This is a genomic window from Rhizorhabdus sp. P4_G6, from assembly GCF_056401045.1.
This window is the reverse complement of sequence record NZ_JBFUKC010000017.1, coordinates 1-26343: the sequence shown is the minus strand read 5'-3', so window position 1 is coordinate 26343 and position 26343 is coordinate 1. Positions and strand designations below refer to the sequence as shown.

Below are 26343 nucleotides of genomic sequence, written 5' to 3'. Positions count from 1 at the left end.
GCCTGAACAGCTTGCCTATCGGACGTCTTCGGCTTTCGCGCGGTTGCCGCCGCGGGGCGAGGGAAGCGTATCGATCAACTGATCGCCGCCGAGCGACTGGTACAAGGTCACAAGGTTCTGCGCCTTGGCCAGTCGTGTCGACGTCAGCGTGCGAGCGGCACCATAGGCGGTGCGTTGGGCATCGAGCAGGCTGAGATAGGGGTCCACCCCGCCCCGATAACGCGCATTGGCCAGGAACAGCGAGTCACGGGCGGCGGCGTCGAGGCGGGCGGCGGCGGCAAGCTGGCGATCGATCGTGGCGCGCCGGGCCAGCGCATCGGCGACGTCGCGGAACGACGCCTGGATCGCGCGCTGGTAATTCGCGACGGCCAGGTCGCGCTGTGCCCTGGAATAGCGAAGATTGCCGAGATTCGCGCCGCCGTCGAAGATCGGCAGCGTGGCGGAAGGCGCTACACTCCAGGTGAAGGCGTCGCCCGTGAAAAGGCTCGAAAGCGCGCTGCTGGCGAAGCCCGCCAGCGCGGTCAGGCCGATACGGGGGAAGAAGGCTGCGCGAGCGGCCCCGATCCGTGCGTTTGCTGCGCGCAGGCCATATTCGGTTTCGACGACGTCGGGCCGGCGCAGCAGGATCGACGAATCGAGCCCTGCGGGCGCCTCTGCCAGCAAACCGTCGACGCTCTCGATCGAGCTGGGCAGGAGCTCGTCGCCGACGCGACCCCCGACCAGCAGCTCCAGGGCGTTGCGATCCTGCGCGACGGCGGTCTCGAGGCTCGCCTGGTCGGCTTCGGCCTGCGACAATATCGTTTCGGCCTGGCGCAGGTCGGTGCGCGGCGCGATGCCACCCTGCAGCAGCGAGCGCGTCAGTTCGACGCCCCTCGCAGCGCTGGTGCGGGTCTCCCCGGCAATCGCAAGCAGGCTGCGATCGGCGGCGAGGGTCAGATAGGCATTGGCGACGCCGGCCACTACGCTCAGCCGGGTGCCGCGCTGCGCGGCCTCGCTGCCGAGATATTGGTTGAACGCGGCGTTGCTCAAGCTGCGCAGCCTACCGAAAAGGTCGATCTCCCAGCTCACCCCGAGATCGGCGCTGTAGGTCGTGCGTCGCCCGCCTGAATTGGATTGACCGCTGGCCGAGCGGGAGGCGGTGGAATTCTCGCCGGTCGTCACGCCTGCCGAGGCGTCGAGGGTGGGAAGGATGTCGGCCCGGGCCACCGTCACCAGGGCGCGCGCCGACTGGACATTGGCCAGCGCGGCCTTCAGGTCCTGGTTGCCGGCCAGCGCCCTGTCGATCAGCGCGACCAGCTTGGGGTCGCGGAAGATGTCGCGATAGCTGAGCGCCCCCGGGGCGGCCTCGCTCTGGCCGATCGCCGGCAGCGCTGTGGGAATCGCAGGCACCGGCCGATGATAGGCGGGCTCGAGGCTACAGGCCGTCAACGCGGTGCAGGCGGCCAGGGCGGCAAGTCCGCGGTTCACGCGCCCGCCTCCTCATCATATCTGGGTCTGCCGGGGAACAGGGTGCGGACGAGCACGAAGAACAGCGGCACGAAGAAGATCGCCAAGGCCGTCGCCGTAAACATCCCGCCGAGCACCGCCGTGCCGATGGCGACCCGGCTCTTGGCGCCGGCGCCCGTCGAGATGGCAAGGGGAAGCACGCCCGCCATGAAGGCGAAGCTGGTCATCAGGATCGGCCGCAGGCGAATGCGCGCCGCCTCCAGCGCCGCCTCGACCGGGGTCTTGCCCTGCCGCTCGGCCATTTCGGCGAATTCCACGATCAGGATGGCGTTCTTCGCCGACAGCCCCATCGTGGTGAGCAGGCCGACCTGGAAATAGATGTCGTTCTCGAGGCCGCGCAGCAGCACCGCCAGGGTGGCGCCGATCAAACCGAGCGGGATGACGAGCATCACGGCCATCGGAATCGACCAGCTTTCATAGAGCGCTGCCAGGCACAGGAAGACGACGAGCAGCGAAAGTCCATAGAGCAGCGGCGCCTGCCCGCCCGAGAGCCGTTCCTGGAAGCTCAGGCCGGACCAGGCGACCGCGGTGCCCGGCAGTTTTTCAGCGATCGCGCTGATCTTCGCCATCGCCTGTCCCGAACTCTGACCGGGCGCGGCCTGACCATTGATCTCATAGGCCGGCGAGCCATTGAACCGGAACAGCGTGTTGGGCGTCTGCGTCCAGTGTACCGTGGCAAAGGCCGAGAAAGGCACCATCTGTCCGGTGGTCGAGCGCACGTACCAGCTGGCGAGATCCTCGGGCCGGCTGCGATAGGGCGCATCGCCCTGGACATAGACCCGCTTCACGCGGCCGCGATCGATGAAGTCGTTGACGTAGGTGCCTCCCCAGGCAATCGACAGGGTCTGGTCGACCGCGGACTGGCTGATGCCGAGCGCGCCGACCTTTTCTTGGTCGATGTCGACCGCCAGCGTGGGCGCATCCTCGAGGCCGTTCTGCCGCACCGCCTGCAGATCGGGATCGGCGGCGGCGTCCTTGAGCAGCTGGTCGCGCCGCGCCTTGAACTCCTTACGACTGAGACCGCCGCTGTTGAGCAGCTCCATGGTGAAGCCGGAAGACTGGCCGAGGCCGCGGAGCGGAGGCGGGGTCACGACGAAGATCTGGGCATCCCGCACCGAGGACAGCTTCATGGTGGCATTGCGCGTTATCGTATCGGCGTTGTTCTCCGCTCCTTTGCGCTCGTCCCACGGAGCGAGCGACAGGAAGCCGCGGCCGACATTCTGGGCCTGGCCGCCGGGGCCGGCGCCGCTGACCGTGAAGACGCCGGCGACATTCTTCGGCTGATACTCGGCAAAATATGCCTCGATCTGCCGGACGACCGCATCGGTGCGCGACAATGTCGCGCCCGGCGCGAGGGTAAATTGCAGCTGGGCGTAGCCCTGATCTTCACTCGGCACGAAACTCGTCGGCAGGCGGAAGAACAGGAAGGCAAGTGCGGCGACCAGGACAATGAAGACGACCATCGCCGTGCGGGCGTGACCGAACAGCCTGGACAACTGGTTGCGATAGCGGTGCGAGGTGCGCCCGAACCAGGCGTTGAACCGGTCGCCATAGCCATAGGCCCGTCCGATCAGCCCGCCGCGCGCCGCCCTGGCCTGGCTGTCGGTCCGTTTGAGCAGGGTTGCCGCCAGGGCCGGCGACAAGATCAGCGCGACCAGCACCGACAGCACCATCGACGATACGATGGTGATCGAGAATTGCTTGTAGATCACGCCGGTTGATCCGCCGAAGAACGCCATCGGCAGGAACACCGCGGAGAGCACCATTGCGATCGCGATCAGCGCGGTGTTGATCTCGGCCATCGACTTGATCGTTGCCTCGCGCGGCGTGATGTCGGGCTCCTCCTCCAGCACGCGCTCGACATTTTCGACGACCACGATCGCATCGTCGACCAGCAGGCCGATCGACAGCACCAGTCCGAACAGCGTCAGCGTGTTGATCGAGAATCCGGCTGCGGCAAGCACGCCGAAGGTGCCGAGGATGACGACCGGCACCGCGATGGCGGGGATCAGCGTCGCCCGCCAGCTCTGCAGGAACAGGAACATGACGATGACGACCAGGATGATCGCCTCGGTCAGAGTCTTCACCACCTCCTCGATCGACAGTTTCACGAAGGCCGTGGAATCGTTGACGATCTGGTAGGTGTAGCCAGGAGGGAACTGTTTCGCGGCGTCGGCGACGAACGCGCGTACCGCCGCCGAGGTTTTCAGCGAGTCGGCGCCCGGTGCGAGCAGGATGGCGATGCCGGCGCCGGGATGGCCGTTGATCCGGCCGCTGACCGAGTAATTCTCGCTGCCGAGTTCGACGCGGGCAACGTCACGCAGCAATACCTTCGAGCCATCGGTCTGGGTCTTGACGAGGATCTTCTCGAACTGGTCGGCCGAAGTGAGCCGCGATCGCGCGTTCACGATGGCATTGAGCATCTGCGTACCGGGCGATGGCAACCCGCCGATCTGGCCGGCCGCGACTTGCGCATTTTGTGCCTGAATGGCGGCGGTGACGTCGGCCGGCGTCAGCCCGACGGCCGACAGCTTGAACGGGTCGAGCCAGATCCGCATCGCATATTGCGAGCCGAACACGTTGAAGTCGCCGACACCGGGCAAACGGCCGATCTCGTCCTGCAGGTTCGACACGATGAAGTCGGCGAGATCGCGGCTGCTCGCTCGGTCGCTCTCGTCAGAGAGGGCGACGACCATCAGGAAGTCGGCGTTGGACTTGGTGACGACGATGCCCTGCTGCTGCACCTGCTGCGGGAGCCGCGGCAGCGCCTGCTGAACCTTGTTCTGGACCTGAACCTGGGCGATGTCGGGGTCGACGCCCTTCTCGAACGTGACGGACAGATTGGCGGAACCCGCCGAGCTCGACGTGGCAGAGAAATAGAGCAGCCCCTCGATGCCGGTGAGCTGCTGCTCGATGATCTGGGTGATGCTCGATTCGATCGTCTCGGCCGACGCGCCAGGATAGTTGGCGCGGATATTGATCGTCGGCGGCGCGACGTCGGGATATTGCGAGACCGGCAGGCTGAACATCCCGCCAAGCCCGACCAGCATGATCACGATGGCGATGACCCACGCAAAGATGGGTCGATCGATGAAGATGCGCGAAATCATGCTGGGTCAGCCGGCTTTGCCCTGGCCGCCATTGCCCTGGGGCTGCGGCGGCGATCCGGCCGGGACCGCGCGGACCGTCTGGTCTGGCTTGATTCGGCCGAGGCCTTCGACAATGACCTTGTCGCCGGGCTTCAGCCCAGCGGTGACGAGCCATTTGTCGCCGACGGTTCGATCGGCGGCGATCGACCGCAGGATCGCCTTGTTGTCGGAGCCGACCAGCATCACCGTCGCCTCGCCCCTGGGGTTGCGGCTGACTCCGGCCTGCGGCACCAGGATCGCGTTGCGCGCGGTCGCCTGTGACAGGGTGGCGCGAACATACATGCCCGGCAGCAGCACGCCGGCGGGATTGGGGAATCGGGCGCGCAGCGTGACGGTGCCGGTGTTGGGATCCACCATCGCTTCGGCGAACTCAAGCCGGCCGGCTTGATCGTAGATGCTGCCGTCCTCGAGCTTCAGCCTGACCGCTGCGGATGAGCGCGCCGCCCCGCCGCTGGCCATCTGGCGACGCAACGAAAGCAGCTCGGCGCTCGATTGCTGGATGTCGACATAGATCGGATCGAGCCGCTGAATCGTGGTCAGCGGATCCGTCTGCGCCGCGGAAACCAGTGCGCCGGTGGTGACGAGCGAGCGGCCGATCCGGCCGCCGATTGGCGCCGGTACATTGGTGAAGCGCAGGTTGATCCGCGCGGTCTCGACCTGGGCGGCGCTCTGCGAGACCAGCGCCGCGGCCTGGCGTGCGGCGGCGACCGCGTCGGTGTAATCCTGCTTGCTGACGGCCTCGATCTGGGCAAGCGGCTTGAGCCGTTCGGCCCGGGCTGCGGCGGCTTCGCGCTGGGCGCGAGAATTTTCGAGATTGGCAGCGGCCTGGTTGAGCGAGCTGCGATAGAGGCTGGGATCGATCTGGTAGAGCGTCTGGCCGGCGCGCACGATGCTGCCTTCGGTGAACAGCCGCGCCTTGACGATGCCCGACACCTGCGGGCGAACTTCCGACATTTCATAGGCGGAGGTGCGCCCCGCCAGCTCTACGAACAGCGGGACGGTCTCGGCCTTCATGACCACATAGCCCGCCTCGGGGGCAGGAGGCGCAGGCTTGTCCGTGGAACAGCTGAGCAGTAATCCGCAGGCGGCGATAACGAGCCAATCGCGACGGCCCGCCACAGGGTTCTTCATCGTGCAACCTTCGCGAACGCCGGGCATGTCACCCTGCTACCGGTACCGATCGGGTTAAACAATCGTTGCGTTGTGCAGTTGCAAAATTCTGAGGTGTCGGAACCGTTACATCACCGTCTCCCCCCTGCTTGGGGAGGGGATCGGCGATGTGCAGTGCAGCGAAATCCGATCAGCGGCAGACGCGGACGCGATGGTGGCGATACCACTCCGTCCAGCATCGGGCACGATGATAGCCATGGCGGCGGTCCCAGCGCCGTTCCTCCCGCCAATGCCGCTCACTGCTCCAGCGACGGTCACCGTCCCAGCGGCGGTCACCATCCCATCGGCGGTCATGGTCCCAGCGGCGGTCGTCCCAGCGGTCATGCGCATTGGCGGCGCCGCTCATGCCCAGCGCCGCGACGGTCAGGCCGATGGCGGCAAATATCTTCGTGAAGGTCATCGCAGTCTCCTCTCTCTACCGGCCCCGCGGTAGGAGAAGAACTACGCCTGCAATGCAGTAGCTTAGCTGAACGCTCGCTTCATCGAAGCGAAAGGATTCCGGTGAGCGTGCCGCCAAGGGCGGACGCGCTCGGATCAGTCGACATCCTCGACTTCGACGGTTTCGCCGGACACGCGCTGCGACAGCGCCGCCGCCATGAATCGGTCGAGATCGCCGTCGAGCACGTCCGAAGGCGCGGTCGACGTCACGCCGGTGCGCAGATCCTTGACCATCTGATAGGGCTGCAGGACGTAGGAGCGTATCTGGTGCCCCCAGCCGATCTCCGTCTTGGCGGCATAGCCGGCCATGGTCTCGGCCTCCCGGCGCTGGAGTTCCTGCTCGTAAAGCCGGGCCTTCAGCTGTTTCATCGCCTCGGCCTTGTTCTTGTGCTGCGATCGCTGGTTCTGGCAGGCGACGATGATGCCGGTCGGGATATGGGTGATGCGCACCGCGGAATCGGTGGTGTTGACGTGCTGCCCGCCTGCGCCGGACGAGCGGTAGGTGTCGATCTTCAGGTCCTTGTCGAGCACCTCGATGTCGATGTCCTCATCGACTTCGGGATAGACCCAGACGCTGGCGAAGCTGGTGTGCCGCCGGGCAGCCGAATCATAGGGGCTGATGCGGACCAGGCGGTGGACGCCGCTCTCGGTCTTGGCATAGCCATAGGCATTCTCGCCCTTGATCAGCAGCGTGGCGGACTTGATCCCGGCCTGCTCGCCGGCGTGGAAGTCGACCAGTTCCACCTTCAGCCCGCGGCGCTCGGCCCAGCGACTGTACATGCGCTGGAGCATGCCGGCCCAATCCTGGCTTTCGGTGCCGCCGGCCCCGGCATTGACCTCGATATAGCTGTTGTTCGCATCGGCCTCGCCGGCGAGCAATGCTGAGATCTTGTCCTTCTCGGCGCGTTCCGCCAGCGCGGCCAGCGCCTTGACGCCATCGTCTATCAGCGCATTGTCGCCCTCGGCTTCGGCCATTTCCATCAGCTCGACGGTGTCGGCGCATTCCTGCTCGATGGCCTTGACCGCCTGCACCGCCTCGTCGAGCCTGCGCCGCTCGCGCATGACCTCCTGCGCGGCCTTGGCGTCGTCCCATAGCTTGGGGTCCTCGACGCGGTTGTTGAGCTCGTCGAGCCGGCGGAGCGCACGGTCCCAATCCAGGAAACGGCGGACGAGCGCCATCGCCTGGTTGATCTGATCGACACTGGCTTGCGCTTCGGCGCGCATGACAATTTCCTTCGCATAGGATAGGGGATGAACCCACATTGATTCCGTCATGCTGAACTTGTTTCAGCATCCACCGTGCCGCAAGCGCGGCTCTCGGGTTGAAGAGTGGATGCTGAAACAAGTTCAGCATGACGATGATTTCCTGCCGCTGCTTCGTGACGGAACTTGCCGCTGACCTAGTAGATACCGTCCTGCCTTTGCAAGAATTCGCTGTCGGTCGAGGTCGTCTTGCGCGGCGGCGCCGCCGTGCGCTTGGCGAGTTCGTCGCGGCGGATCGTTCGCCGCGGCTCGCTCTCCGGCTTGAACGCTTCCCAGATCACCGGGCTGTAATAGCTGCCGTCGGGCCAGGCGCCGAAGACGCGGCGGCCGGTCTTGCGGTCGATGCGGATCATGCGGATGCCGGCCGGCGCCTGGAACGGGACGACCGGCATGTCCTTCATCGCCTTGGCGGCAAAGCTGTGGAAGATCGGCGCAGCGATCGTGCCGCCCTGCGCATAGCCGCCCATCGAGCGGGGATTGTCATAGCCCAGATAGACGCCGCCGACCATGTCGGCCGAGCCGCCGACGAACCAGACGTTGGTCGGGCCCGACGAGGTGCCGGTCTTGCCGAACAATGGCCGGCCGAGGTCGCGCAGCACCGTGGCGGTGCCGCGCTGGACCACGCCTTCCATGATGTGGAGCATCTGGTAGGCGGTCATCGGATCGATCACCTGCTTGGCGCGCAGCTTGGGCCGCGGCATCGGCCTGCCGTCCCATTGCGGCATGTTGCAGCCTTCGCAGGCGCGCTTGTCGGCGCGCCAGATGATCTTGCCGTTGCGATCCTGGACATAGTCGATCAGCGTAGGCTCGAGCGCGCGGCCCTGGTTGGCGAAGATCGAATAGGCGTTGACGATGCGCATCACCGTGGTCTCGCCCGCGCCCAGCGCATAAGCGAGATAGGGCGGATATTCGCCGATTCCCATCACCTTGGCGGTGTGCACCACCTTGTCCATGCCGATCTGGCTCGCGGTGCGCACCGTCATCAGGTTGCGCGATTGCTCGACGCCCCAGCGCATTGTCTGCTGCCCGGCATTGGCGCCCGAGAAATTCTTGAAGCACTTCTGGCCGAGCCGCGCCGACTGGAACACGCAGAAAGGCCCGTCGATAATGATCGAGGCGGGAGTCATGCCGTTGTCGAGCGCGGCGGCATAGACGAACGGCTTGAAGGTCGATCCCGGCTGGCGCCTCGCCTGGGTCGCGCGGTTGAACGACGACCCGCGCGAGTCGAAGCCGCCCTGCATCGCCAGCACCTGGCCGGTGTGCGGGTTCTGGATCACCATCCCACCCGAAATGTTGGGGATGCTGCGCAGCGTCCAGCCGTCGCCTTCGCGCCGTACCACGATCACGTCGCCGGGCTTCAGGAAATCGAACGCACGGCCGCCGACTCCGGCCTTGGGCATCGTTGCGCCCCAGCTCGGCAAAGTGCCCCGCGATCCATTTTCGAACCCGATTTCCGCCGCCGAGCCGTCGCGCGACAGCACCACGGCGGGGAACCAGTTGGCATAGCCGGCGCCGACGTTCAGCGTCGCGAGTGCGCGCGCCCAGTTGCCGTCGGTGTCGATTTTCGCGATGCGCCCGCGCCAGCCGGCCGCCGCCTCGAAGCGGACGAGCCCGTCGCGCAGCGCGCCTTCGGCCGCATCCTGCACCTTGCCGTCATAGGAGGTGCGCACCCACAGCCCACCTGAATAGATGCCGTTGGGCCCGTCCGATGCATTCTGGCCGTAGCGGTCGATCAGCTCGCGGCGGACCTCTTCCATGAAATAGCCGCCGACGCTCGGCCGCGGCGCATAGCGCTCGACGACGCCCAGCGGCGCGGCCGCGGCGGCGGCGCGCTGCCGTTCGGTGATGAAGCCGTTCTCGACCATCTTCAGGAGCACATAGTTGCGCCGCTCGATGGCGCGATCGGCGTTGCGCTCGACCGTGTAGTTGGACGGCGCCTTGGGCAGGATCGCCAGATAGGCGATCTCGGGCAGGGTGAGGTCGCCGACATCCTTGCGGAAATAGGCGCGGCTCGCCGACTGGACGCCATAGGCGTTGCGGCCGAGGAAGATCTGGTTGAGGTATAGTTCGAGTATCTGCTGCTTGGTCAGGGCATCCTCGATCCGGAAGGCGAGGATCGCCTCGCGCACCTTGCGCTTGATCGAGTAATCGTCGCCGACGATCAGGTTCTTGGCGACCTGCTGGGTGATCGTCGAGCCGCCCTTGGCGCGGCGGCCGCTGCCGAGCTTGGTCGCATAGTCCCATACCGCGCCGGCGAGGCCGCCCACATCGATGCCGGGATGATGGAAGAAGGTCTTGTCCTCGGCCGAGATGAAGGCGTCGACGAGCATCGGCGGATATTCGGCATAGGACAGCTGGACCCGCCGCTCGCGCGCGAAATCGGCGATCGGCTCGCCGTCATAGCCGCGGACATTGGTCGGCAGCGGTGGCTCATAGGCGAGCAGCGCATCCGCCGAGGGCAGGCCGCGCGCGAAGAAGAACCACATCAGCAGCCAGAACAGCGCCGCCGACCACAGCACATAGCCGGTCCAGCGCCAGCTCCGGAACGCCCAGAGCCGACGCGCTTCGGCGCGCCAGCCGCGAAGGGGGTTGTGCAATTTGGGGATGCTGACCACGGCGGGGCTCTAGCAGTTTTGATGGGGTTTGGAAGGAGAAGAGCTCCATCGATCTCCCCTCATCGTCATTCCAGCGAAAGCTGGAATCTCCTTTCGCTTTTGCCGCGGAAAGGCAGTGAGATCCCAGCTTTCGCTAGGATGACGGGCTAAACCTTCCATCATTCGCCCGTCAGCCTGCGCGCGAAGTGCGTTTCGATCGCCTTGCGCACGCCGATCGCGATGTTGCGGCGATAGTCCTTGGACAGCAGCAGCGCGAGATCGTCGGGGTTGGAGATATAGCCGGTTTCCAGCAGCACCGACGGCACGTCGGGCGCCTTCAGCACGATCAGCCCGGCGAAGCGGTGGGCGTCGTCCTTGAAGTGGATCGTCGGCTCCATCTCGCGCTGGAGCAGCGTCGCAAACTGGGAGGATATGTTCATCGTCTCGCGCTGGGCAAGATCGAGCAGGATCGACGACACTTCGTTGTTCTCGCCGCCCAGATCGACGCCGTTGAGAATGTCGGCGCGATTTTCCTTCGCGGCGAGCTGCGCGGCGACGCGATCCGAGGCCACTTCGGAGAGAGTGTAGATGCTGGCGCCGCGCGCAGCCGTGTTGACGGCGCTGTCGGCGTGGACGGATATGAACAGGTCGGCCTTAAGCCGCCGCGCGATCTCGCGCCGTTCCCCCAGCACCAGGAAGCGGTCGTCGCTGCGGGTCAGCGCGACGCGGACCCGGCCGGAGGCGGCAAGCTCGTCGCGGATCGCCCTGGCGATGGCCAGCGCGATATCCTTCTCCTTGGTCGCGCCGTCGGTCGACTGCGATCCCGGATCGTGGCCGCCATGGCCGGCGTCGATCACCACCAGGGGCCGCTTGCTGCCCCTCGCGCCGACGACGGCCGGGACCTGCAACGGGGCCGGCGGATCGAGCGGCACGGTGATGCCGCCCCGTTGCGGCGCCCGTGCATCGACCGGCTTCGGTGGGTCGAGGCCGAACAGCTGGCGGCCCTTGCGCACCGCCCGGCCGAACAGGCTTTCGCTGACCGGCTTCAGTGTCAGGGTCAGCGAAAGATGATCGGCGGAAAAGCTGGCGTCGGAAACGACCGCCGCCGTGTTGAGCTCGAACACCACCCGCGCGGTATCGGGATCATATTGGCCGTGGCGGGTGGACGCGATCAGCCCGCCCGATGCCGCGACCCGGCCCATCCGCGTGCCCGGCAGATCGACGGCTATGCGCTGCGGTGCGGACAGCATGAAGGCGGAAGCGGTTGCGACCGGCTTGTCGAAGCGCAGCGTGATGGCCATTTCGCCGATGTCGATGGCGGTGATCGCCGCCGCCGCCCGCGCCGCGGCGGGCGCGAAAAGCATCAGGAGCGCACATAGGCAAAGGGCGAGGCGCCGGCTGGAACTTGGTCTTGGCAAAGTGGCCCCGCGATACACGGCCGGTCCTGAAACGCCGACAGCCCTGACACTTAACCAAAGCTGGGCGGCTCTTGTCCAGTGTGGTGATGCTTGCCCCGACCGGCGCCGGATGCTAGCACCGCTTGTCCGGATCTCGGCCGATGCGCACCCAATGCGCGGATCGCGAGCGCCGTGCCGGGCCTGTCGTCGTGATTTCGCGACGGCGCAACAGGTTGACGATCGCATGAGTCATTTTTCGCCCCGCTCCGAACGCTGCCAGATTGTTGGCGGCGTGTGGAACGGCGCCTGCTTTCCGGCGCGGCGCGCCGGATATGACCACGCGGCGGCTGCGAACACCTTTCTTTCACCATCGATGATGCGCTCGGATGCGACGCGGCTTGCCGCACCGCCCGGCGCCTCCTCTTCATCATATCGCGCGTGCAGGCCCGGCGTCTTCGCCGGCCCACGCGCCTGGAGAATATTGAATGACAACCCGCATGCTAATCGACGCACGCCACCGGGAGGAAACCCGCGTGGCCGTCGTCCAGGGGAACCGCATCGAGGAATTTGACTTTGAGTCTGCCGAGCGCAAGCAGCTCAAGGGAAATATCTATCTCGCCAAGGTAACGAGGGTCGAACCGTCGCTACAGGCGGCATTCGTGGATTATGGCGGCAACCGCCATGGCTTCCTCGCCTTCTCGGAAATCCACCCCGATTATTACCAGATCCCCAAGGAGGATCGCGAAGCGCTGCTGCGCGAGGAGGCCGAGCACGCCGCCGAGGAAGAGGCGCTGCGCGCCCGCGATTCCGACCATGACGAGGACTTCGACGAGGGCGAGGACGACGGCCATGATCATCACGATCAGGACGACGGCCATGACCATGGCGAGGAAGGCGAAGAGGGTGGCGAGGAACGGCCGCGGACGCGCCGGGAATCGGTAGGCGGCGGCTCCGACGACGGTGCCGTCGAGAATCTCCGCCAGCGGCGGATGAACCTGCGCCGCCGCTACAAGATCCAGGACGTGATCCGCCGGCGCCAGGTGCTGCTGGTCCAGGTCGTCAAGGAAGAGCGCGGCAACAAGGGCGCTGCCCTCACCACCTATCTTTCGCTGGCCGGCCGCTATTGCGTGCTGATGCCGAACACCAGCCATGGCGGCGGCATCAGCCGCAAGATCTCGAACGCGGCCGATCGCAAGCGGCTGAAGACGATCATGGCCGAGCTGGACCTGCCCCGCACGATGGGCTGCATCGTCCGCACCGCGGGCCTTCAGCGCACCAAGACCGAGATCAAGCGCGACTTCGACTATCTCGCCCGGTTGTGGGACGAGATCCGCGAAAACACGCTGAGCTCGTCCGCGCCGGCGCTGATCTATGGCGACAGCGACCTGATCAAGCGGGCGATCCGCGACATCTATAATCGCGACATCGACCAGGTGATCGTCGAGGGCGAGGAAGGCTTCCGCCAGGCGCGCCAGTTCATGAAGCTGCTGATGCCGAGCCACGCCAAGAAGGTGGAACTCTATGCCGACGCGGTGCCGCTGTTCCAGCGCTTCGGCGTCGAGGACCAGCTTGCGGCGATGTACCAGCCCTTGGTCCAGCTCAAGTCGGGCGGCTATCTGGTGATCAACCCGACCGAGGCGCTGGTGTCGATCGACATCAACTCGGGCCGGTCGACCCGCGAGCATAATATCGAGCAGACCGCCACGGCGACCAATCTCGAGGCCGCGCATGAGATCGCCCGCCAGCTGCGGCTGCGCGACATGGCCGGGCTCGTCGTCATCGACTTCATCGATATGGAGAACAACTCCAATATCCGTAAGGTCGAGAAGGCGATGAAGGAGGCGCTCAAGAACGATCGCGCCCGCATCCAGGTCGGCCGTATCTCCAGCTTCGGCCTGTTCGAGATGAGCCGCCAGCGCCTGCGCACCGGTGTGCTCGAGGCATCGACCCGTCAGTGCCCGCATTGCGAGGGCACCGGCCTGATCCGCACGGCCTCGTCGGCGGGGCTGTCGGCGCTGCGCATGCTCGAGGACGAGGCCGCCCGCGGCCGCGGCTCGCGGCTGATGCTGCGCGCCAGCCAGGAAGCCGCCCTCTACGTCCTCAACCGCAAGCGCGCCGAACTCGCCGAGATCGAGGATCGCTATGGCGTGATGATCGAAATCCTGTCGGACGGGACGCTCGAAGGCGCGCGGATGAGCGTCGAGGCCGGCGGCCCGCCGCCGAGCCATGCGCCGCGTCTGCCGACGCCGATGCTCATCGAAGCCGACGACGATCTCATCGACGATGAGATCGAGGAGGAAGAAGAGGAACTCGAGGCCGAGGCTGAAGGCGGCGACGCCGAGGGCCAGGAGGAAGGTGATCGTGGCGATGGCCGTGGACGTCGCCGTCGCCGTCGTCGCCGTCGGGGCGGCCGTGGCCGCGAGCAGGACGGTCATGCTGAAGTCGCCGAAGAGGGCGCCGAGGCCGATGGCGAGGACGTGACCGAAGCCGAGGACGCCCGCGAGGCCGCCGAAGAGAATGGCGAGGCGCCCGGTGGCGAGGACGGCGGMGAACCGCGCCGTGGCCGTCGCCGTGGCCGACGCTCGGGCCGCCGTCGCGGTGGCGAAGGCGCGCCTGCCGAGGGCACGCCGGCCGAGCAGATCGAGACCGTGATGTCCGAGGAACTGCCCGCTCCGGCGCTCGAGCCGCAGGACGCTGCGCCAGCCGAGGAGGCCGCCCCCAAGGGCCGTCGCCGGCCGCGCGCCCGCAAGGGTGATGTCGCAGCTGCTCCTGCTCCCGCTCCGGTCGAAGCGCCGGTGGCGGCGGTCGAGGAGATCGTTGCGCCGGCCGAACCGGCTGCCGAGGAGCCCAAGCCGCGCCGCGGACGCCGCAAGAAGGTCGAGGCCGTAGAGGCGGCCGAGCCGGACGCCGGCGAGCCGGCGGTCGCGCTCGAGGTTGAAGCCGAAGCGGCTCCGGTCGAGGTGCCCGTCGCTGCTGAGGCGCCCAAGCGCCGCAGCCGCGCCCGCGCCAAGGCCGCGCCTGGCGAAGCCGCCGACGTGGTGGCCGCGCCGGCCGAAGCCGAGACGATCGGTGCCGATGATTCGGCATCGGATGAAGAGGGCGAGGCAGGATCGCCTCGCCGCGGCTGGTGGCAGCGCACCTTCGGCGCCTGAAGATGATCGACGGGCCGGCTCCGGCTGGCCCGTCGTTCTTCACGCGCGGTTCAGCCGCGCTGCGCGAGGACGGATGAGCATGGGCCGCTTTCCCGCATCATCGAGACATCTGCGCCAAGCTCTGCGCATGCTGCTGCTCCTGTGGCTTTCGATATCGCTCGGCGCGCAGCCGCTCATGGCGCAGTCGATCCTGCGCGATGCCGAAACCGAGGCCTATCTCAAGGAGATCGCCGCACCTCTCGTTGCGGCAGCCGGATTGCAGCCCGGCAACGTCGACATCATCCTGGTCGGTGACAAGGAGATCAACGCCTTCGTCGCCGGCGGGCAGGCGGTCTATATCCATAGCGGTCTGATCGAGGCCGCGGACAACACCAGCGAAGTTCAGGGCGTGATCGCCCATGAACTCGGCCATATCACCGGCGGCCACGTCATTCGGTTCGGTGAAGGCGCGAAGGCGGCGACCGGCATCACCCTGTTGTCGCTGCTGCTGGGCGCCGCGGCGATGGCGGCAGGCGCGGGCGACGCCGGCATGGGCGTGATGATGGCCGGCCAGCAGGCCGCGATGGGCAAATTCCTCGCCTTCAACCGGGTGCAGGAAGCCAGTGCCGACGCTGCCGGTGTGGGTTTCCTCAACAAGGCGGGCTTGTCGGGCAAGGGCATGCTCAGCTTCTTCCTGAAGCTGAAGAAGGAGGAGTTCCGCTACGCCTCCACCTATGCCGAGATCGATCCGTTCATGCAGACCCACCCGATGTCGGGGGATCGTGAGGCCGCGCTGTCGAACGACGTGATCAAATCGCCCAGCTATAACCACAAGACCGATCCGGCGCTCGACGCGCGGTTTCAGCGGATCAAGGCCAAGCTGGTCGGCTATATGGACGATCCGACCACGGCGCTGCGCAAATATCCCGAGACCGACCAGAGCGCGCCGGCGCATTATGCGCGGGCCTATGCATGGCACCGCGGCGCCTATCCCGACAAGGCGGTCGAAGAGGTGAACAAGCTGGTCGCCCTGGCACCGAAGGATCCCTATTATCGCGAACTGCAGGGCCAGATCTTGCTGGAATCGGGTAAGCCGCTGGAGGCGCTCGCACCCTTGCGGCTCGCGGTGCAGGGATCGCGCGGGGCACCGCTCATCGCGTCGCTGCTCGGCCATGCGCTGGTCGCGACCGAAGATCCCGCCAATCTCAAGGAGGCGCGCGACGTGCTCAAGGTGTCGGTCGCGCGCGACCGTGACAATCCCTTTGCATGGTATACGCTCGGCATGGCCTATGCGCAGCTCGGCGACGAGCCTCGCGCGCAACTCGCCACCGCGGAACGCTATGCGCTGATCGGCAACAGCCGGCTGGCGATGGCCAGCGCCGAGGCCGCAATGGCGCGGATCCCGCGCGGCACGCCCGATTATCTGCGCGCGGAGGACATCGCCCTGTCGTCGCGCGCCGCAGCAAGCGACCGCAAGAAATGACGATCAAGGATCATATGCTCCGGAACCGCCGCATGGCCGCGACGATCGGTGCCGGCGCCGCGCTCCTTCTCGGTGGCGGCGCCGCTTGGCTGGCGCATCAACGCAGCGACGCGCCCGCCGGCAAGGCCGAGATCGAGATGGTGGTGCGCGACTATATTCTCGCCCATCCCGAAATCATTCCTCAGGCCATGGAAAGGCTGCGCGCAAGGCAGGGCCAGGACGCCTATGCCAGCAACAAGGCTGCGCTCGAAACGCCGTTCGCGTCCGCCTGGGCCGGCGACCAGAATGGCGATGTCACGCTGGTGATGTTCACCGATTATGCCTGCGGCTATTGCCGATCGAGTCTGCCCGATGTCGATCGGCTGCTGGCGTCGGACCCGCATCTCAAGGTCGTCTGGCGCGAAATACCGATCCTGGGGCCTGGCAGCGAAATCGCTGCCAGGGCGAGCCTGGCAGCGGCGCAGCAGGGCGCGTTCCGGGCCTTCCATCAGCGGATGTTCGCCGCCGGGCGGCCCGATCCGGCGAAGGTGACCGCGGTGCTGAGCTCACTGAAACTCGATGCCGGCAGGCTCCGGCGCGATGCCGCGAGCGCGGCGGTGGAGACCGAGCTCCGCAAGAATCTCGAACTGGCTGGCAAGGTCGATGAATCGCTGGCAACGCCGACCTTCGTCATCAACGGCCAGGTGCTGAAAGGCGCTGTCGGCTACGATGCGCTGAAGCAGGCGATCGACCAGGCGCGAGGCCGGACCTGACATGTGGCTTGGCTGAGGGTCAGCGCCCCGGCTCGACCGTGCCTTCGATGGTCGCGCTCGCCGGATGATGGCGGTCGAGGTGGCGTTTGATCATCCGCAGATTACGGCTGTTCGAGCGGAAGAAGAAGTCGGGAATGGCACCCACCCAGGGGATGGCCCCGAGCAGCAGATCAAGGCCGACATTGCCGAACATGCGGGCCAGCTGCCATTTCGACATGCCGAGACTGCGCGCCTCCCAGGCCAGCCAGCTCCCCATCACCGCTGCGATGGCCGGTCCGACGACCGGTACCATGTCGAGCAGCACGTCGAGCCCAACCGGTCGATTGAGGCCGGGGATTACAAACATTCGTTCGAGCAATGCTTCCATCGCCTCGACCCGGCGGCGAACCGCTGCGGGGTCGCGGCCCAGGCCGGGCATGCGATCGGATAGCCCGTCGAAATCGGCCGGGGTGGGGCGTCTCATGCTCATTCTCCAGTTGGTGTCGACTGATCGCATCAACGGTTGCTTTGGTTCCCGATCAGCGGTGCGAGGGGGTGGACCGCGCGCGGGTTCAGGCGAAAACCCGGAAGGTCGGGCGCGGCCAGCGACCAGCGCACCGGCTGTGCGATCGGGATGAACGGGGCGACGGCCGTCATGCGCCGCTCGGTGTCCGCGATCATCCGGGCGCGCAGCACCGGTTCGGTGGCGCTGCGGGCGGCCCGGAACGCCTGGTCGGCCTCCTCGCTGCAGGGCCGGCCGCTGTCGCACAGGAAATGGGCCAGGAACCAATCGGCCTGGTCGGCTGGGCCGACTTCGTCGATCAGCCGAAGCTCTGCGGCATCGCGCGGGCCGACCCGTTTCGCCTCGACGCCGATCCGGCGCCATTGCCGCTGGATGGCGGCAAATAATATCGCCGACCCGGGCCCCTCGGGCATGGCCAGGTTCAGCCGCACCGCGCCGTCCACGCCATGCTGCGCGCGCCAGATTCCGACGATCCGCCGCGCGCTATCCACGCGGCCGGCAAGCGCCTGCCGGTCGGACCCGCGAACATCGGCGAAAGCCTGGGCCCAGAAAGGCCGTGTCGGCTCGGCGACGTCGGTCAGCCCCGGCGGCAGGATCGACTGGACCGGGCGCCAGCCCGGCACGCCGAGCGCGGCGCCGATCGCATCGCGGTCGAGCGCCATGGCCAGGGCCTGGCGCATTTCGACCGCCATCAGCGGCGGCGAGCTGCGGGCCACGCGGAAGCCGAACAGCCCGACTGCGGGATCGACCTGGACGTTGCGCGGCGCGATATTGGCCAGCCGGGTGTAGACGAAATCGTCATAGCCGCCGCCGGTGACGAGCGTCGCCTCGCCATTGGCGAAGCGCGACACGGCAAGCGCGACCCGCTCCCCGCGCAGATGGACTCGGCGCCGGGCGGCGGCCTCGGCCTTGCCATCCTCGTCGGGGCCTTTGCCGCCCTTCGGCCGCAAGCTGGTCAGCCGGCCTACCTTGCCGTCGATCAGCAGAGGGCCGGTGCCCTTGCCGTCGATCAGCAGCGCGAAGGCGGGACTGGCGAGCAGCGACATCAGTTCGGGGCGCGGCGCGGCAAGCCGGATCTCGATGACCTCGGGGGTGACCGCGACGATTTCGCGGACGCCATCGACGCGGATGCCCAGCGCGCCATCGGCATAGCGCCGCAACAGCGTGCGAAGCTGGCTCGCGACCCTCCCGGCATCCGCAAGCTCGCGGTCGAGCCGGAAGGTATAATAAAGCCCATCGTCGGAAATCGCCCAGCGAATCGCCAGCCCCGGCTGGACCTGCCCCCCGGCGTCGATGCCCACCAGCCCCTGGGCGACGGCGCCGAGCAGCGCTGCGTCGGCCTGCCGGGGCAGTATATTGGCCGGATCGCGCAGGCGTGTCTCGCGGCCGATCACGCTGACCGTAACCTGCTCCTCGTTGCCGCCGCCGCAGCTCGCGAGCAGCAGCGCGGCAAAGAGCGCGATCGGGGCTTTACGCATCATCTCAAGCGCAGGGTCCAGCTGGGGTGCATGTTAGGTGCATTGTCGTGCCAGCCATCGACGCGCGGGGCAACCAGGGCACGGCTGACATAGTGGTAGAGCGGGACCAGCGGGGCGTCCTCGACGAGGATTGCCTCGGCCGCGCGCATTGCCCTGGCGCGGCCCGCCGCGTCGGCGGTGTCCATCGCCCGATGGAGCGCGGCGTCGAAGGCGGGACTGGCATAGCCCGCATAGTTGAGCGGGCCGGCGTCCGAGCGGTGGATCGCGAGGTAATTCTCCGGCGCGGGGACATCGCCGATCCAGCCGGACCGCGCGAAGGCAAAGTCGCGGCGGCGGAGGCTGGCGAAATGCAGCGACGCCTCGCTGTTGAGAAGATGCGCCTCGACGCCCAGCGGCCGCCACATCGCCGCCATCGCCACCGCCACCCGACGATGATCCGCGTCGCTGTTGAATCGCATGTCGAACATCAGCTTGCGGCCGGGGCCGTAGCCCGCCGCCGCCAGCAGGCCGCGCGCAACCAGCTGTCGGCGCTCGCGGCTCCAGCCCGCCCAGGCCGGACGATAACCGCCGGGAGCGCCCGCCACCGCCGGCGGCACCACGCCCCAGGCGGGCAGGGTGCCCAGGCCGATCAGCTTCTCCGCTATCCATGGCCGTTCGACCGTCATCGACAGGGCGCGGCGGACGCGGGCGTCGTCGAACGGCGGGGCGGTGGTGTTGAAGATGAAATAATAGCTGCCGTTATAGGGCGCGACGTGTGCCGTGCCGTGCAGGCGCTGCGCGATCCAGGCGGCGCGCGTCGGGGGGAAATCATTGCTGGTGTCCGCCTCGCCCGCGGCAAAGCTGCGCAGCGCCGTCAGCCGGTCGGTCACCGGCCGCCACTCCACCTCCGCGATGGCCGCGCGCCCGCCATGCCAATGGGGATTGCGGATCAGCCGGATCCGCTCGTTGAGCCGCCACTGCTCCAGCCGATACGGCCCGGAGGTGACGAGCGGCCGCTCGGCGGTCCAGCCGTCTCCGAGTGCCGCGATGCGATGGACCGGCAATGCCGCCAGCGCGGGCAGCGCCAGCAGCGCGGGCAGCGCGGGCATCGGCGCGCCCAGGCGGATGACGACGCTGTCGCTTGCCGTCGTGATCTCCTCAATATCGGCGAACAGGCTCGCGCTGGGCGAGGCTGTCCGGGCATCCCGAAGCCGCGCGAACACGGCGACGAATGTGGCGGGCGTGATCGGACGCCCATCCGAAAAGACGAGGCCGGGCTGCAGTGGAAAACGCCAGCGCCTGCCGTCTGGGGAAACCGACCAGCCAGCCGCCAGGCCGGGCACGGCCCTGCCGCTGCCATCCATGCGCGTGAGGCCCTCGAACTGGTCCTGGGCGACGCGGATGCTGGCAAGATCCGATGCCTTCTGCGGATCGAGGCTCTTGACCTCGTCGTCGGCGAGCCGGACCAGCCGATCCTTCGGCAACGGCTCGCGGATGCCGCCATGGCATGCGGCGAGGAGGAGCAGGAGCGGGAGGAGGCAGCGGCGCATCTGTGGCCGGTTAGGCCCGATGGTATCGCAAGGCTCAACCCCAAACCGCCATCATGCGCAAAATCTTCGTCATCGCCAACGCTCGACTGCGATATGCCAGCAGCACATATTGAGTTGATGACGAGGAGAGGAGTGGCGTGCGCGCTCAAATAGCTTGTCTGTCTGCGATTCTGCTGTCCCTCGCGACTCCCGTCGCGGCGAACCCTGCCGACGACCGTTTCGAGGCGCTTGCAGCGCAGGAATGGGCGTGGCGGCAGCAGATGCTGCAGAGCGAAGAGGCGAACAGGGGCGGCATCCCGGCGCACCTGCCGGACGAGAGCCCACAGACCCAGCAGGCGCGCCTGGCGACATGGACCGACACGCTCGCGCAGCTCGATGCGATCGATCCCGGCGCACTGTCGCCGGCCCGGCAGGAGAATTATGGTGTCTATCGCGCGCAGATCGCCACGCTGCTCGACGCTCAGCGCTTTCGGGATTTCGAGAAGCCGCTGAACTCCGACAGCGCCTTCTGGGCCGACATCGGCTATTATGCGCGCCAGCCCTTGCGGGGCGAGGCCGATGCCGCGCACCTGCTGTCGCTGATGCGCGACATCCCGCGCTATTTCGCCCAGAATATCGCCAATATGCGCGCGGGCCTGAAGCGCGGTTTCGCCCCGCCCAAGGTCGTCATGGCGGGGCGCGATGCGTCGATCGCCGCGATCGCCGAAGCGAAATCGCCGACCGACACTTTCTGGTTCGAGCCGTTCAAGACGCTGCCGGCAACGATCCCGGCGGCGCGGCAAGCGGCAATGCGCGCCGAGGCGGAGGCGTTGATCCGCGACCGGATCATTCCGGCCTATGGATCGCTGCTCGCCTTCATGCGCAGCGATTATCTGCCGCATCTCCGCGAGGGACTGGCCGCGGAAAGCTGGCCGGACGGCAAGGCCTATTACCGCGCCCAGGTCCGCGCCTACACCACCCTCGACCTGCCGCCGGAAGAGATCCATCGCATCGGGCTGGCGGAGGTGGCGAAGATCCGCGCGCAGATGGACATTGTGATAAAGGAGGTGAAGTTTCAGGGCGACTTTCCCGCCTTTCTCCATTTCCTGCGCACCGATCCGCAATTCTATGTCACCACGCCGCAGGCGCTGCTCGATCGCGCGGCGTGGATCGCCAAGCAGTTCGACGGCAGAGCGGCGCGCTGGTTCGGACGCATGCCGCGCGGCCGCTTCGGCATCGTGCCGGTGCCGCCAGACATCGCGCCTTACTACACGGCCGGACGGGGTGGGCAGGATCGCTACCTGGTCAACACCTATGACCTGCCCTCGCGGCCGCTGTTCCAGCTGACCGCGCTGACCCTGCACGAATCCGCGCCCGGCCACAGCTGGCAGCTCTCGATGGCGGCGGAAAATGAGGACCGTCCGGACTATCGCCGCTACACCTATGTCTCGGCCTATGGCGAGGGCTGGGCTCTCTATTGCGAGAAGCTCGGCGTCGAAATGGGTATGTATGAGACGGCCTATGAGCGCTTCGGCATGCTCAGCTACCAGATGTGGCGCGCGGCGCGGCTGGTGATCGATACCGGCATCCACGCCCAGGGCTGGAGCCGTGCCCGGGCCATCGCCTTCCTGAAGGACAATAGTGCGCTGTCCGAGCATGAGATCGAGACCGAGGTCGACCGCTATATCGGCTGGCCGGGACAGGCGCTGTCCTATTATCTCGGCGAGCTCCAGATCGAGAAGGAGCGCGCGCGGGCCGAGCAGGCGCTGGGGCAGAGGTTCGACATCCGGGCCTTCCACGACATGATCCTGTCGCTCGGCTCGGTGCCGCTGCCTGTGATCACGGCGCGGACCGACCGACTCATCGCGGAAGGCGGGAAAGGGCCCTGGCCTCTGCCGAATTGATCTCGGCGTTCGCCCCGTTTCAGGCCGACAGAGCTTTCCGCAGGGCCTCCGAGAGCGCTCCGGGCGAGAAGGGCTTGCGCAGGATGATCGCCTCATCGCCGACCGCCGCGTCGATGGCGTCGGACTGCGCGAAGCCGGTAGCGAAGACGATCTTCAGGTCGGGCCGCCGGGCGAGCGCGGCGCGCGCCACTTCGGCGCCGTTCATGCCGGGCATCGCAAAGTCGAGCAGGAGGGCCTCGGGCGGGTTCCCATCGATCTCGCCCAATGCCTGCCCGCCATTCTCCGCGGTGCTGACCGTACAGCCAAAGCCGCGGAGCATCTCCGCGAGGATCTCACGTATCATGGGCTCGTCATCGACGACGAGGATCTTGAGTCCGGCAAGGTGCTGGATCTCGTGAGGCGATGCGTGTCGCGGCGTCGTCGCGGAAGCGAGCGCGGCGTCGGCTCGCCGCAGGAAGACCGTGATCGAACTGCCCCTGTCGGGCGCGGACTCGATGGTGACGGTACCGCCGCTCTGGCGCGCCATCCCGAACACCATGCTTAGCCCCAGGCCGGAACCCTGCCCGACCGCCTTGGTGGTGAAGAAGGGTTCGAACGCGCGGGCGATCACGTCCGGTGTCATGCCGATGCCGGTATCGGTGACGGTGATGCCGACATAGTCGCCATCGTCGACATCGTCGCGGCCTTCGAGATGGCGATTCCGCACGGCGATGTGCAGTTTGCCGCCGCCCGGCATGGCGTCGCGTGCGTTGAGCGCCAGGTTGAGCAGCCCCAGCTCGAACTGCACGCTATCCGCCAGCACGGCGTGCGGAGCCTCTTCGATGTCGAAGCTCAGCTCGACCGAAGGGTCGATCGTGCGCGCAAGCAGCTCCTTGATGTCGACGAGCAGGTCGGCGACGCGGACCGGCCTGAGCGCGATCCGCTGGACGCGCGAGAAAGCCATCAGCTGGCCGGTTAGCCGTCGTCCGCGATCGACCGCGGACAAGGCCATGTCCACCAGATGCCGGGCGCGCTCGTCGTTCGCGGTGCGGGACGCGATCAGGTCGAGGCTGCTGCTCACCGCCTGGAGCAGGTTGTTGAAATCATGCGCGATGCCGCCCGTCAGCTGGCCTATCGCTTCCATCTTGCGGGCCTGGAGCAGCGCCGCTTCGGCCTTCTCCCGCTCGATGATCTCCGCGCGCAGCCTTTCGTTGGCCAATCGCAGATGGGTTGGCGACGGCAGCGCGATCGCCTTGGGCAGCAACGGCCATAGCAGGACGGCGGTCAGTACCGACGAGGTCGCGGTGATCAGCTTGACGATCGCCTCGACCTGATAGGCGCCGTTCCACAGATTCCACAACGCGACGACGTGAGTCAGGCCGCAAGCCATTATGAAGAGCGCGAAAAGCCAGAAGATGCCACTGAACTCGACGTCCGGGCGCCGGCGCAGGAAGGTGACCAGTGCGATCGGAATGGAGAAATAGGAGAGCGCGATCAGGCTGTCGGAGATCGCCATGGTCCAGATCAGCCATGGCTGCCACAGCAGGCAATAGCCATGGGGCGCGTAGCCGCCGCCGAGCAGTTGCTGGATCGTCGAAATCACCCGCGCTTCCCCTTACGCTTGTCGATTATCGGCACAGGGGTAACCGAAGCTGCCTCGCACAGGAAGATGGAACGGTCGCGGAACAGGGTCGTTCTCACTTCACAAGCCTGTCGTGCGGTTTCGTTGCGGCGGCTCCGAGGAGTTAGAAAATGGGCAAGGGCCTTATCCTGTGGTTGCTCGGCGTTCCCGGCATCGTCGTCATTGGGCTGCTGCTGTTCCACGTCATCTGACCCGCAATTTCGGCGCTGACATCTCCCGTCGATATTTTCGGCTAAGAGCGCTCGATCTGTGATTCGGGCGGGAGTGGCGTGGTGCGGGTAAGGATATGGTCGGATGCTGGGGTGGCACGCCTGCTGCTTGCGGGTGTGTCGCTCTGCGGCGGAGCCGTCTTCGCCCAGAATGCCGAGCCCGCTGCCCGCACCGAGCAGGTCCCGCAGGACGACGCGCAGGACTATGACGAATCCGAAACGATCGTCGTCACCGGGCGGCGGCAGCCGGGCGCGGTGATCGGCGACATCGCGCCGGAGCAGCAGTTGAACAGCGGCGATGTCCGGGCCCTCGGGGTGAGTTCGGTCGCCGAACTGCTCCAGGAACTGGCCCCGCAGACGCGCAGCGATCGCGGGCGCGGCGGCGAGCAGCCGGTCACCTTGCTCAACGGCCGTCGCATATCGGGCTTCGCGGAGATCCGCGACATCCCGGCCGAGGCGATCGAGCGGGTCGACATCCTCCCCGAGGAGGTCGCGCTCAAATATGGCTACAGCGCCGATCAGCGCGTCGTGAATATCGTATTGCGCCGCCGCTTCCGGGCGGTCACGGCGGAAATCGAGGGGGCCACCACCACCCAGGGCGGCGGCAATAGCGGCCAGGTCGAGCTCAACCTGCTCCACCTCCGCCGCGACCAGCGGCTCAACGTCAACCTGGAATATCAGGCGAGCGCGGCGATTAGCGAGGAAGACCGCAAGCTGATCTCGCGCAGCGGCGGCCAGTTGTTCGACACCGTCGGCAACATCGTCGGCATCCCGCCGGGCGCACAGATCGATCCGGCGCTGAGCGCGCTGGCCGGCGCGCCGGTGACGGTCGCAGGCGTTCCTGCCGGTGCCGCCAACGGGGCGCCATCGCTCGGCGATTTCGTGCCGACGGCCAATCGCGCCAATGTCGCCGATATCGGCCGCTATCGGACGATCCGGCCGGAGACGAAGACGCTCAGCCTCAACTCGGTCTATGCGCGCAACATCTTCGGCACGGTCGCTGCGACGATCAACGCGACGCTCGATGTCACCGACAGCGATTCCCTGCGCGGCCTGCCCGGCGCGAGCCTTACACTGCCCGCCGGCAATCCTTATTCGCCATTCGGTTCGGACGTGACCCTGCGGCGCTATCTGGGCGCAAGCCCGCTGACCCAGGGGATCGACGGCACCAGCGGTCATTTGGGCTTCACGCTCGACAAGGACGTCGTGAAGTGGCGCATGTCGCTGACCGGCAATTACGATCACGACGTGACGCGAACCCGCACGGATCGCGGGGCCAATGTCTCCGATCTGCAGGCTGGCCTGGTTGCGGGGAACCCGTCGCTCAATCCCTTCGGCGTCGACGGGCGCTTTATCGATCGCGCCCGGGCGAAATCGGACAGCGGCAATGTCCAGCTGGTGGCGAGCGGCCCGCTGGCGAGCCTGCCGGCCGGACCCATCAATGCCAGCTTCAAGGCGGGCGCGAGCGCGCTGGGCCTCGACGCGACATCGGTGCGCTCCGGCATAGCCGCGTCGAGCGAGCTGTCGCGCCGCGATCTCACCGGCCGGGTCAGCTTCGACCTGCCGGTCGCCAGCCGCCGCGAAGGCGTGCTCGCCGCGATCGGCGACCTGTCGCTCAACGTGAATGCGGCGTTCGATCGCTATTCCGACTTTGGCACGCTGGGCAGCTGGGGCTATGGCGCCAACTGGACGCCGCGCACCGGGATCGCGCTGATCTATTCGATGAGCGAGGACCGCAACCCGCCGAGCGTCCAGCAGCTCGGCAACCCGGTGGTGCTGACGCCCGATGTCCGCACCTTCGATTATGTCCGAGGCACCACCGTCGACATCGCCCAGCTGGGCGGCGGCAACCCCCTGCTGGATGCGGATCGGCGCCGGGTGATGAAGATCGGTGCCACACTCAAGCCGTTCAAGGCTGATCTCACCCTCACTGCCAGCTATGTGAACAGTCGCATCCGCAATGCCATCGCCGGCTTTCCCGAACCCACTGCCGCGATCGAGGCTGCCTTCCCCGATCGCTTCATCCGCGATGTCGATGGCGATCTGGTTCGCATCGACAGCCGTCCGATCAACTTTGCGCGGCAGGATCGCAGCGAGCTCCGCTGGGGCTTGACCTTCAGCCAGCGCCTCAAGACCTCGCAGGCGTTGATCGACGCGATGCGCAACAGCCCGCGCGCCAAGCGAATGATGGAGCAGCGCGCGGCGGCCGCCGCCGCGCGCGGCGAGACGCGGCCCGCC

The 26343-nt window shown here is 67.0% G+C and carries 16 protein-coding genes; 5 read left to right on the top strand and 11 right to left on the bottom strand.

Annotated elements, in window-relative coordinates:
- Positions 1-15: 15 nt before the first annotated feature.
- The 7 genes from AC1DPF_RS15325 to AC1DPF_RS15295 form a co-directional block, all read right to left on the bottom strand.
- Positions 16-1467 carry an efflux transporter outer membrane subunit gene (locus AC1DPF_RS15325; RefSeq protein ID WP_477962221.1) on the bottom strand — a complete coding sequence of 484 codons (1452 nt, stop codon included), beginning with the start codon at positions 1465-1467 and terminating at the stop codon, positions 16-18.
- Positions 1464-4616, bottom strand: coding sequence for an efflux RND transporter permease subunit (locus AC1DPF_RS15320; protein ID WP_477872643.1), 3153 nt, complete (start codon positions 4614-4616; stop codon positions 1464-1466). Before AC1DPF_RS15320 ends, AC1DPF_RS15325 begins: the two co-directional genes overlap by 4 nt.
- A 6-nt stretch (positions 4617-4622) precedes the next feature.
- The gene (locus tag AC1DPF_RS15315) at positions 4623-5786 is read right to left on the bottom strand and encodes an efflux RND transporter periplasmic adaptor subunit (protein ID WP_477872645.1); all 1164 of its coding nucleotides are present in this window, start codon (positions 5784-5786) and stop codon (positions 4623-4625) included.
- A gap of 169 nt (positions 5787-5955) precedes the next feature.
- Positions 5956-6225: a hypothetical protein gene (locus tag AC1DPF_RS15310; RefSeq protein WP_477872647.1), complete on the bottom strand. Its 270-nt coding sequence runs from the start codon at positions 6223-6225 to the stop codon at positions 5956-5958.
- A gap of 134 nt (positions 6226-6359) precedes the next feature.
- Entirely contained in the window at positions 6360-7487 is a 1128-nt protein-coding gene (prfB, locus tag AC1DPF_RS15305; RefSeq protein ID WP_477872649.1) for a peptide chain release factor 2, read from the bottom strand.
- Positions 7488-7663: 176 nt separating this feature from the next.
- Positions 7664-10141 carry a penicillin-binding protein 1A gene (locus tag AC1DPF_RS15300; protein WP_477962219.1) on the bottom strand — a complete coding sequence of 826 codons (2478 nt, stop codon included), beginning with the start codon at positions 10139-10141 and terminating at the stop codon, positions 7664-7666.
- 158 nt (positions 10142-10299) lie between these two features.
- Positions 10300-11484, bottom strand: a complete 1185-nt coding sequence (locus AC1DPF_RS15295) for an N-acetylmuramoyl-L-alanine amidase (protein WP_477962217.1) — start codon at positions 11482-11484, stop codon at positions 10300-10302.
- Positions 11485-12002: 518 nt separating this feature from the next.
- On the opposite strand from AC1DPF_RS15295, the gene AC1DPF_RS15290 reads away from it, so the two are divergent.
- The 3 genes from AC1DPF_RS15290 to AC1DPF_RS15280 all read left to right on the top strand — a co-directional run bounded on the left by AC1DPF_RS15290 (position 12003) and on the right by AC1DPF_RS15280 (position 16883).
- The gene (locus AC1DPF_RS15290; RefSeq protein ID WP_477962215.1) at positions 12003-14669 is read left to right on the top strand and encodes an Rne/Rng family ribonuclease; all 2667 of its coding nucleotides are present in this window, start codon (positions 12003-12005) and stop codon (positions 14667-14669) included.
- A 127-nt stretch (positions 14670-14796) separates the two neighbouring features.
- Positions 14797-16131 (top strand): M48 family metalloprotease, encoded by a 1335-nt coding sequence (locus tag AC1DPF_RS15285; RefSeq protein ID WP_477872659.1) that lies wholly within the window; start codon positions 14797-14799, stop codon positions 16129-16131.
- A 32-nt stretch (positions 16132-16163) separates the two neighbouring features.
- Positions 16164-16883, top strand: a complete 720-nt coding sequence (locus AC1DPF_RS15280; RefSeq protein WP_477962212.1) for a DsbA family protein — start codon at positions 16164-16166, stop codon at positions 16881-16883.
- A gap of 19 nt (positions 16884-16902) precedes the next feature.
- On the opposite strand, the gene AC1DPF_RS15275 is transcribed toward AC1DPF_RS15280, so the two are convergent.
- Genes AC1DPF_RS15275 through AC1DPF_RS15265 form a run of 3 tightly spaced genes read right to left on the bottom strand, consistent with a single transcriptional unit; the run spans position 16903 to position 20392 of the window.
- Positions 16903-17346, bottom strand: coding sequence for a DUF4112 domain-containing protein (locus AC1DPF_RS15275; protein ID WP_477872663.1), 444 nt, complete (start codon positions 17344-17346; stop codon positions 16903-16905).
- A 32-nt stretch (positions 17347-17378) separates the two neighbouring features.
- Positions 17379-18866: an ABC transporter substrate-binding protein gene (locus AC1DPF_RS15270; RefSeq protein WP_477872665.1), complete on the bottom strand. Its 1488-nt coding sequence runs from the start codon at positions 18864-18866 to the stop codon at positions 17379-17381.
- On the bottom strand, positions 18863-20392 hold the full coding sequence (locus AC1DPF_RS15265) for a peptide ABC transporter substrate-binding protein (RefSeq protein WP_477962210.1): 1530 nt from the start codon (positions 20390-20392) through the stop codon (positions 18863-18865). The genes AC1DPF_RS15270 and AC1DPF_RS15265 overlap by 4 nt, the downstream gene beginning before the upstream one ends.
- Before the next feature lie 260 nt (positions 20393-20652).
- Between AC1DPF_RS15265 and AC1DPF_RS15260 the strand changes: the two genes are divergently transcribed.
- Entirely contained in the window at positions 20653-22275 is a 1623-nt protein-coding gene (locus tag AC1DPF_RS15260; protein ID WP_477962241.1) for a DUF885 domain-containing protein, read from the top strand.
- A gap of 19 nt (positions 22276-22294) precedes the next feature.
- On the opposite strand, the gene AC1DPF_RS15255 is transcribed toward AC1DPF_RS15260, so the two are convergent.
- A complete protein-coding gene (locus tag AC1DPF_RS15255; RefSeq protein ID WP_477962208.1) occupies positions 22295-23857 on the bottom strand; it encodes an ATP-binding protein in 1563 nt (520 codons plus the stop codon).
- A 341-nt stretch (positions 23858-24198) separates the two neighbouring features.
- Here AC1DPF_RS15255 and AC1DPF_RS15250 point away from each other — a divergent pair.
- The coding region (locus AC1DPF_RS15250; RefSeq protein WP_477962206.1) for a TonB-dependent receptor at positions 24199-26343 on the top strand (2145 nt) is incomplete at its 3' end.

Coding starts and splice junctions, on each gene's coding strand:
- AC1DPF_RS15270 (WP_477872665.1), bottom strand. CDS start 18,866: ATGATGCGTAAAGCCCCGATCGCGCTCTTTGCCGCGCTGCTGCTCGCG.
- AC1DPF_RS15315 (WP_477872645.1), bottom strand. CDS start 5,786: ATGAAGAACCCTGTGGCGGGCCGTCGCGATTGGCTCGTTATCGCCGCC.
- prfB (WP_477872649.1), bottom strand. CDS start 7,487: ATGCGCGCCGAAGCGCAAGCCAGTGTCGATCAGATCAACCAGGCGATG.
- AC1DPF_RS15295 (WP_477962217.1), bottom strand. CDS start 11,484: ATGCTTTTCGCGCCCGCCGCGGCGCGGGCGGCGGCGGCGATCACCGCC.
- AC1DPF_RS15320 (WP_477872643.1), bottom strand. CDS start 4,616: ATGATTTCGCGCATCTTCATCGATCGACCCATCTTTGCGTGGGTCATC.
- AC1DPF_RS15265 (WP_477962210.1), bottom strand. CDS start 20,392: ATGCGCCGCTGCCTCCTCCCGCTCCTGCTCCTCCTCGCCGCATGCCAT.
- AC1DPF_RS15285 (WP_477872659.1), top strand. CDS start 14,797: ATGCTGCTGCTCCTGTGGCTTTCGATATCGCTCGGCGCGCAGCCGCTC.
- AC1DPF_RS15310 (WP_477872647.1), bottom strand. CDS start 6,225: ATGACCTTCACGAAGATATTTGCCGCCATCGGCCTGACCGTCGCGGCG.
- AC1DPF_RS15260 (WP_477962241.1), top strand. CDS start 20,653: ATGCTGCAGAGCGAAGAGGCGAACAGGGGCGGCATCCCGGCGCACCTG.
- AC1DPF_RS15280 (WP_477962212.1), top strand. CDS start 16,164: ATGGCCGCGACGATCGGTGCCGGCGCCGCGCTCCTTCTCGGTGGCGGC.
- AC1DPF_RS15275 (WP_477872663.1), bottom strand. CDS start 17,346: ATGAGACGCCCCACCCCGGCCGATTTCGACGGGCTATCCGATCGCATG.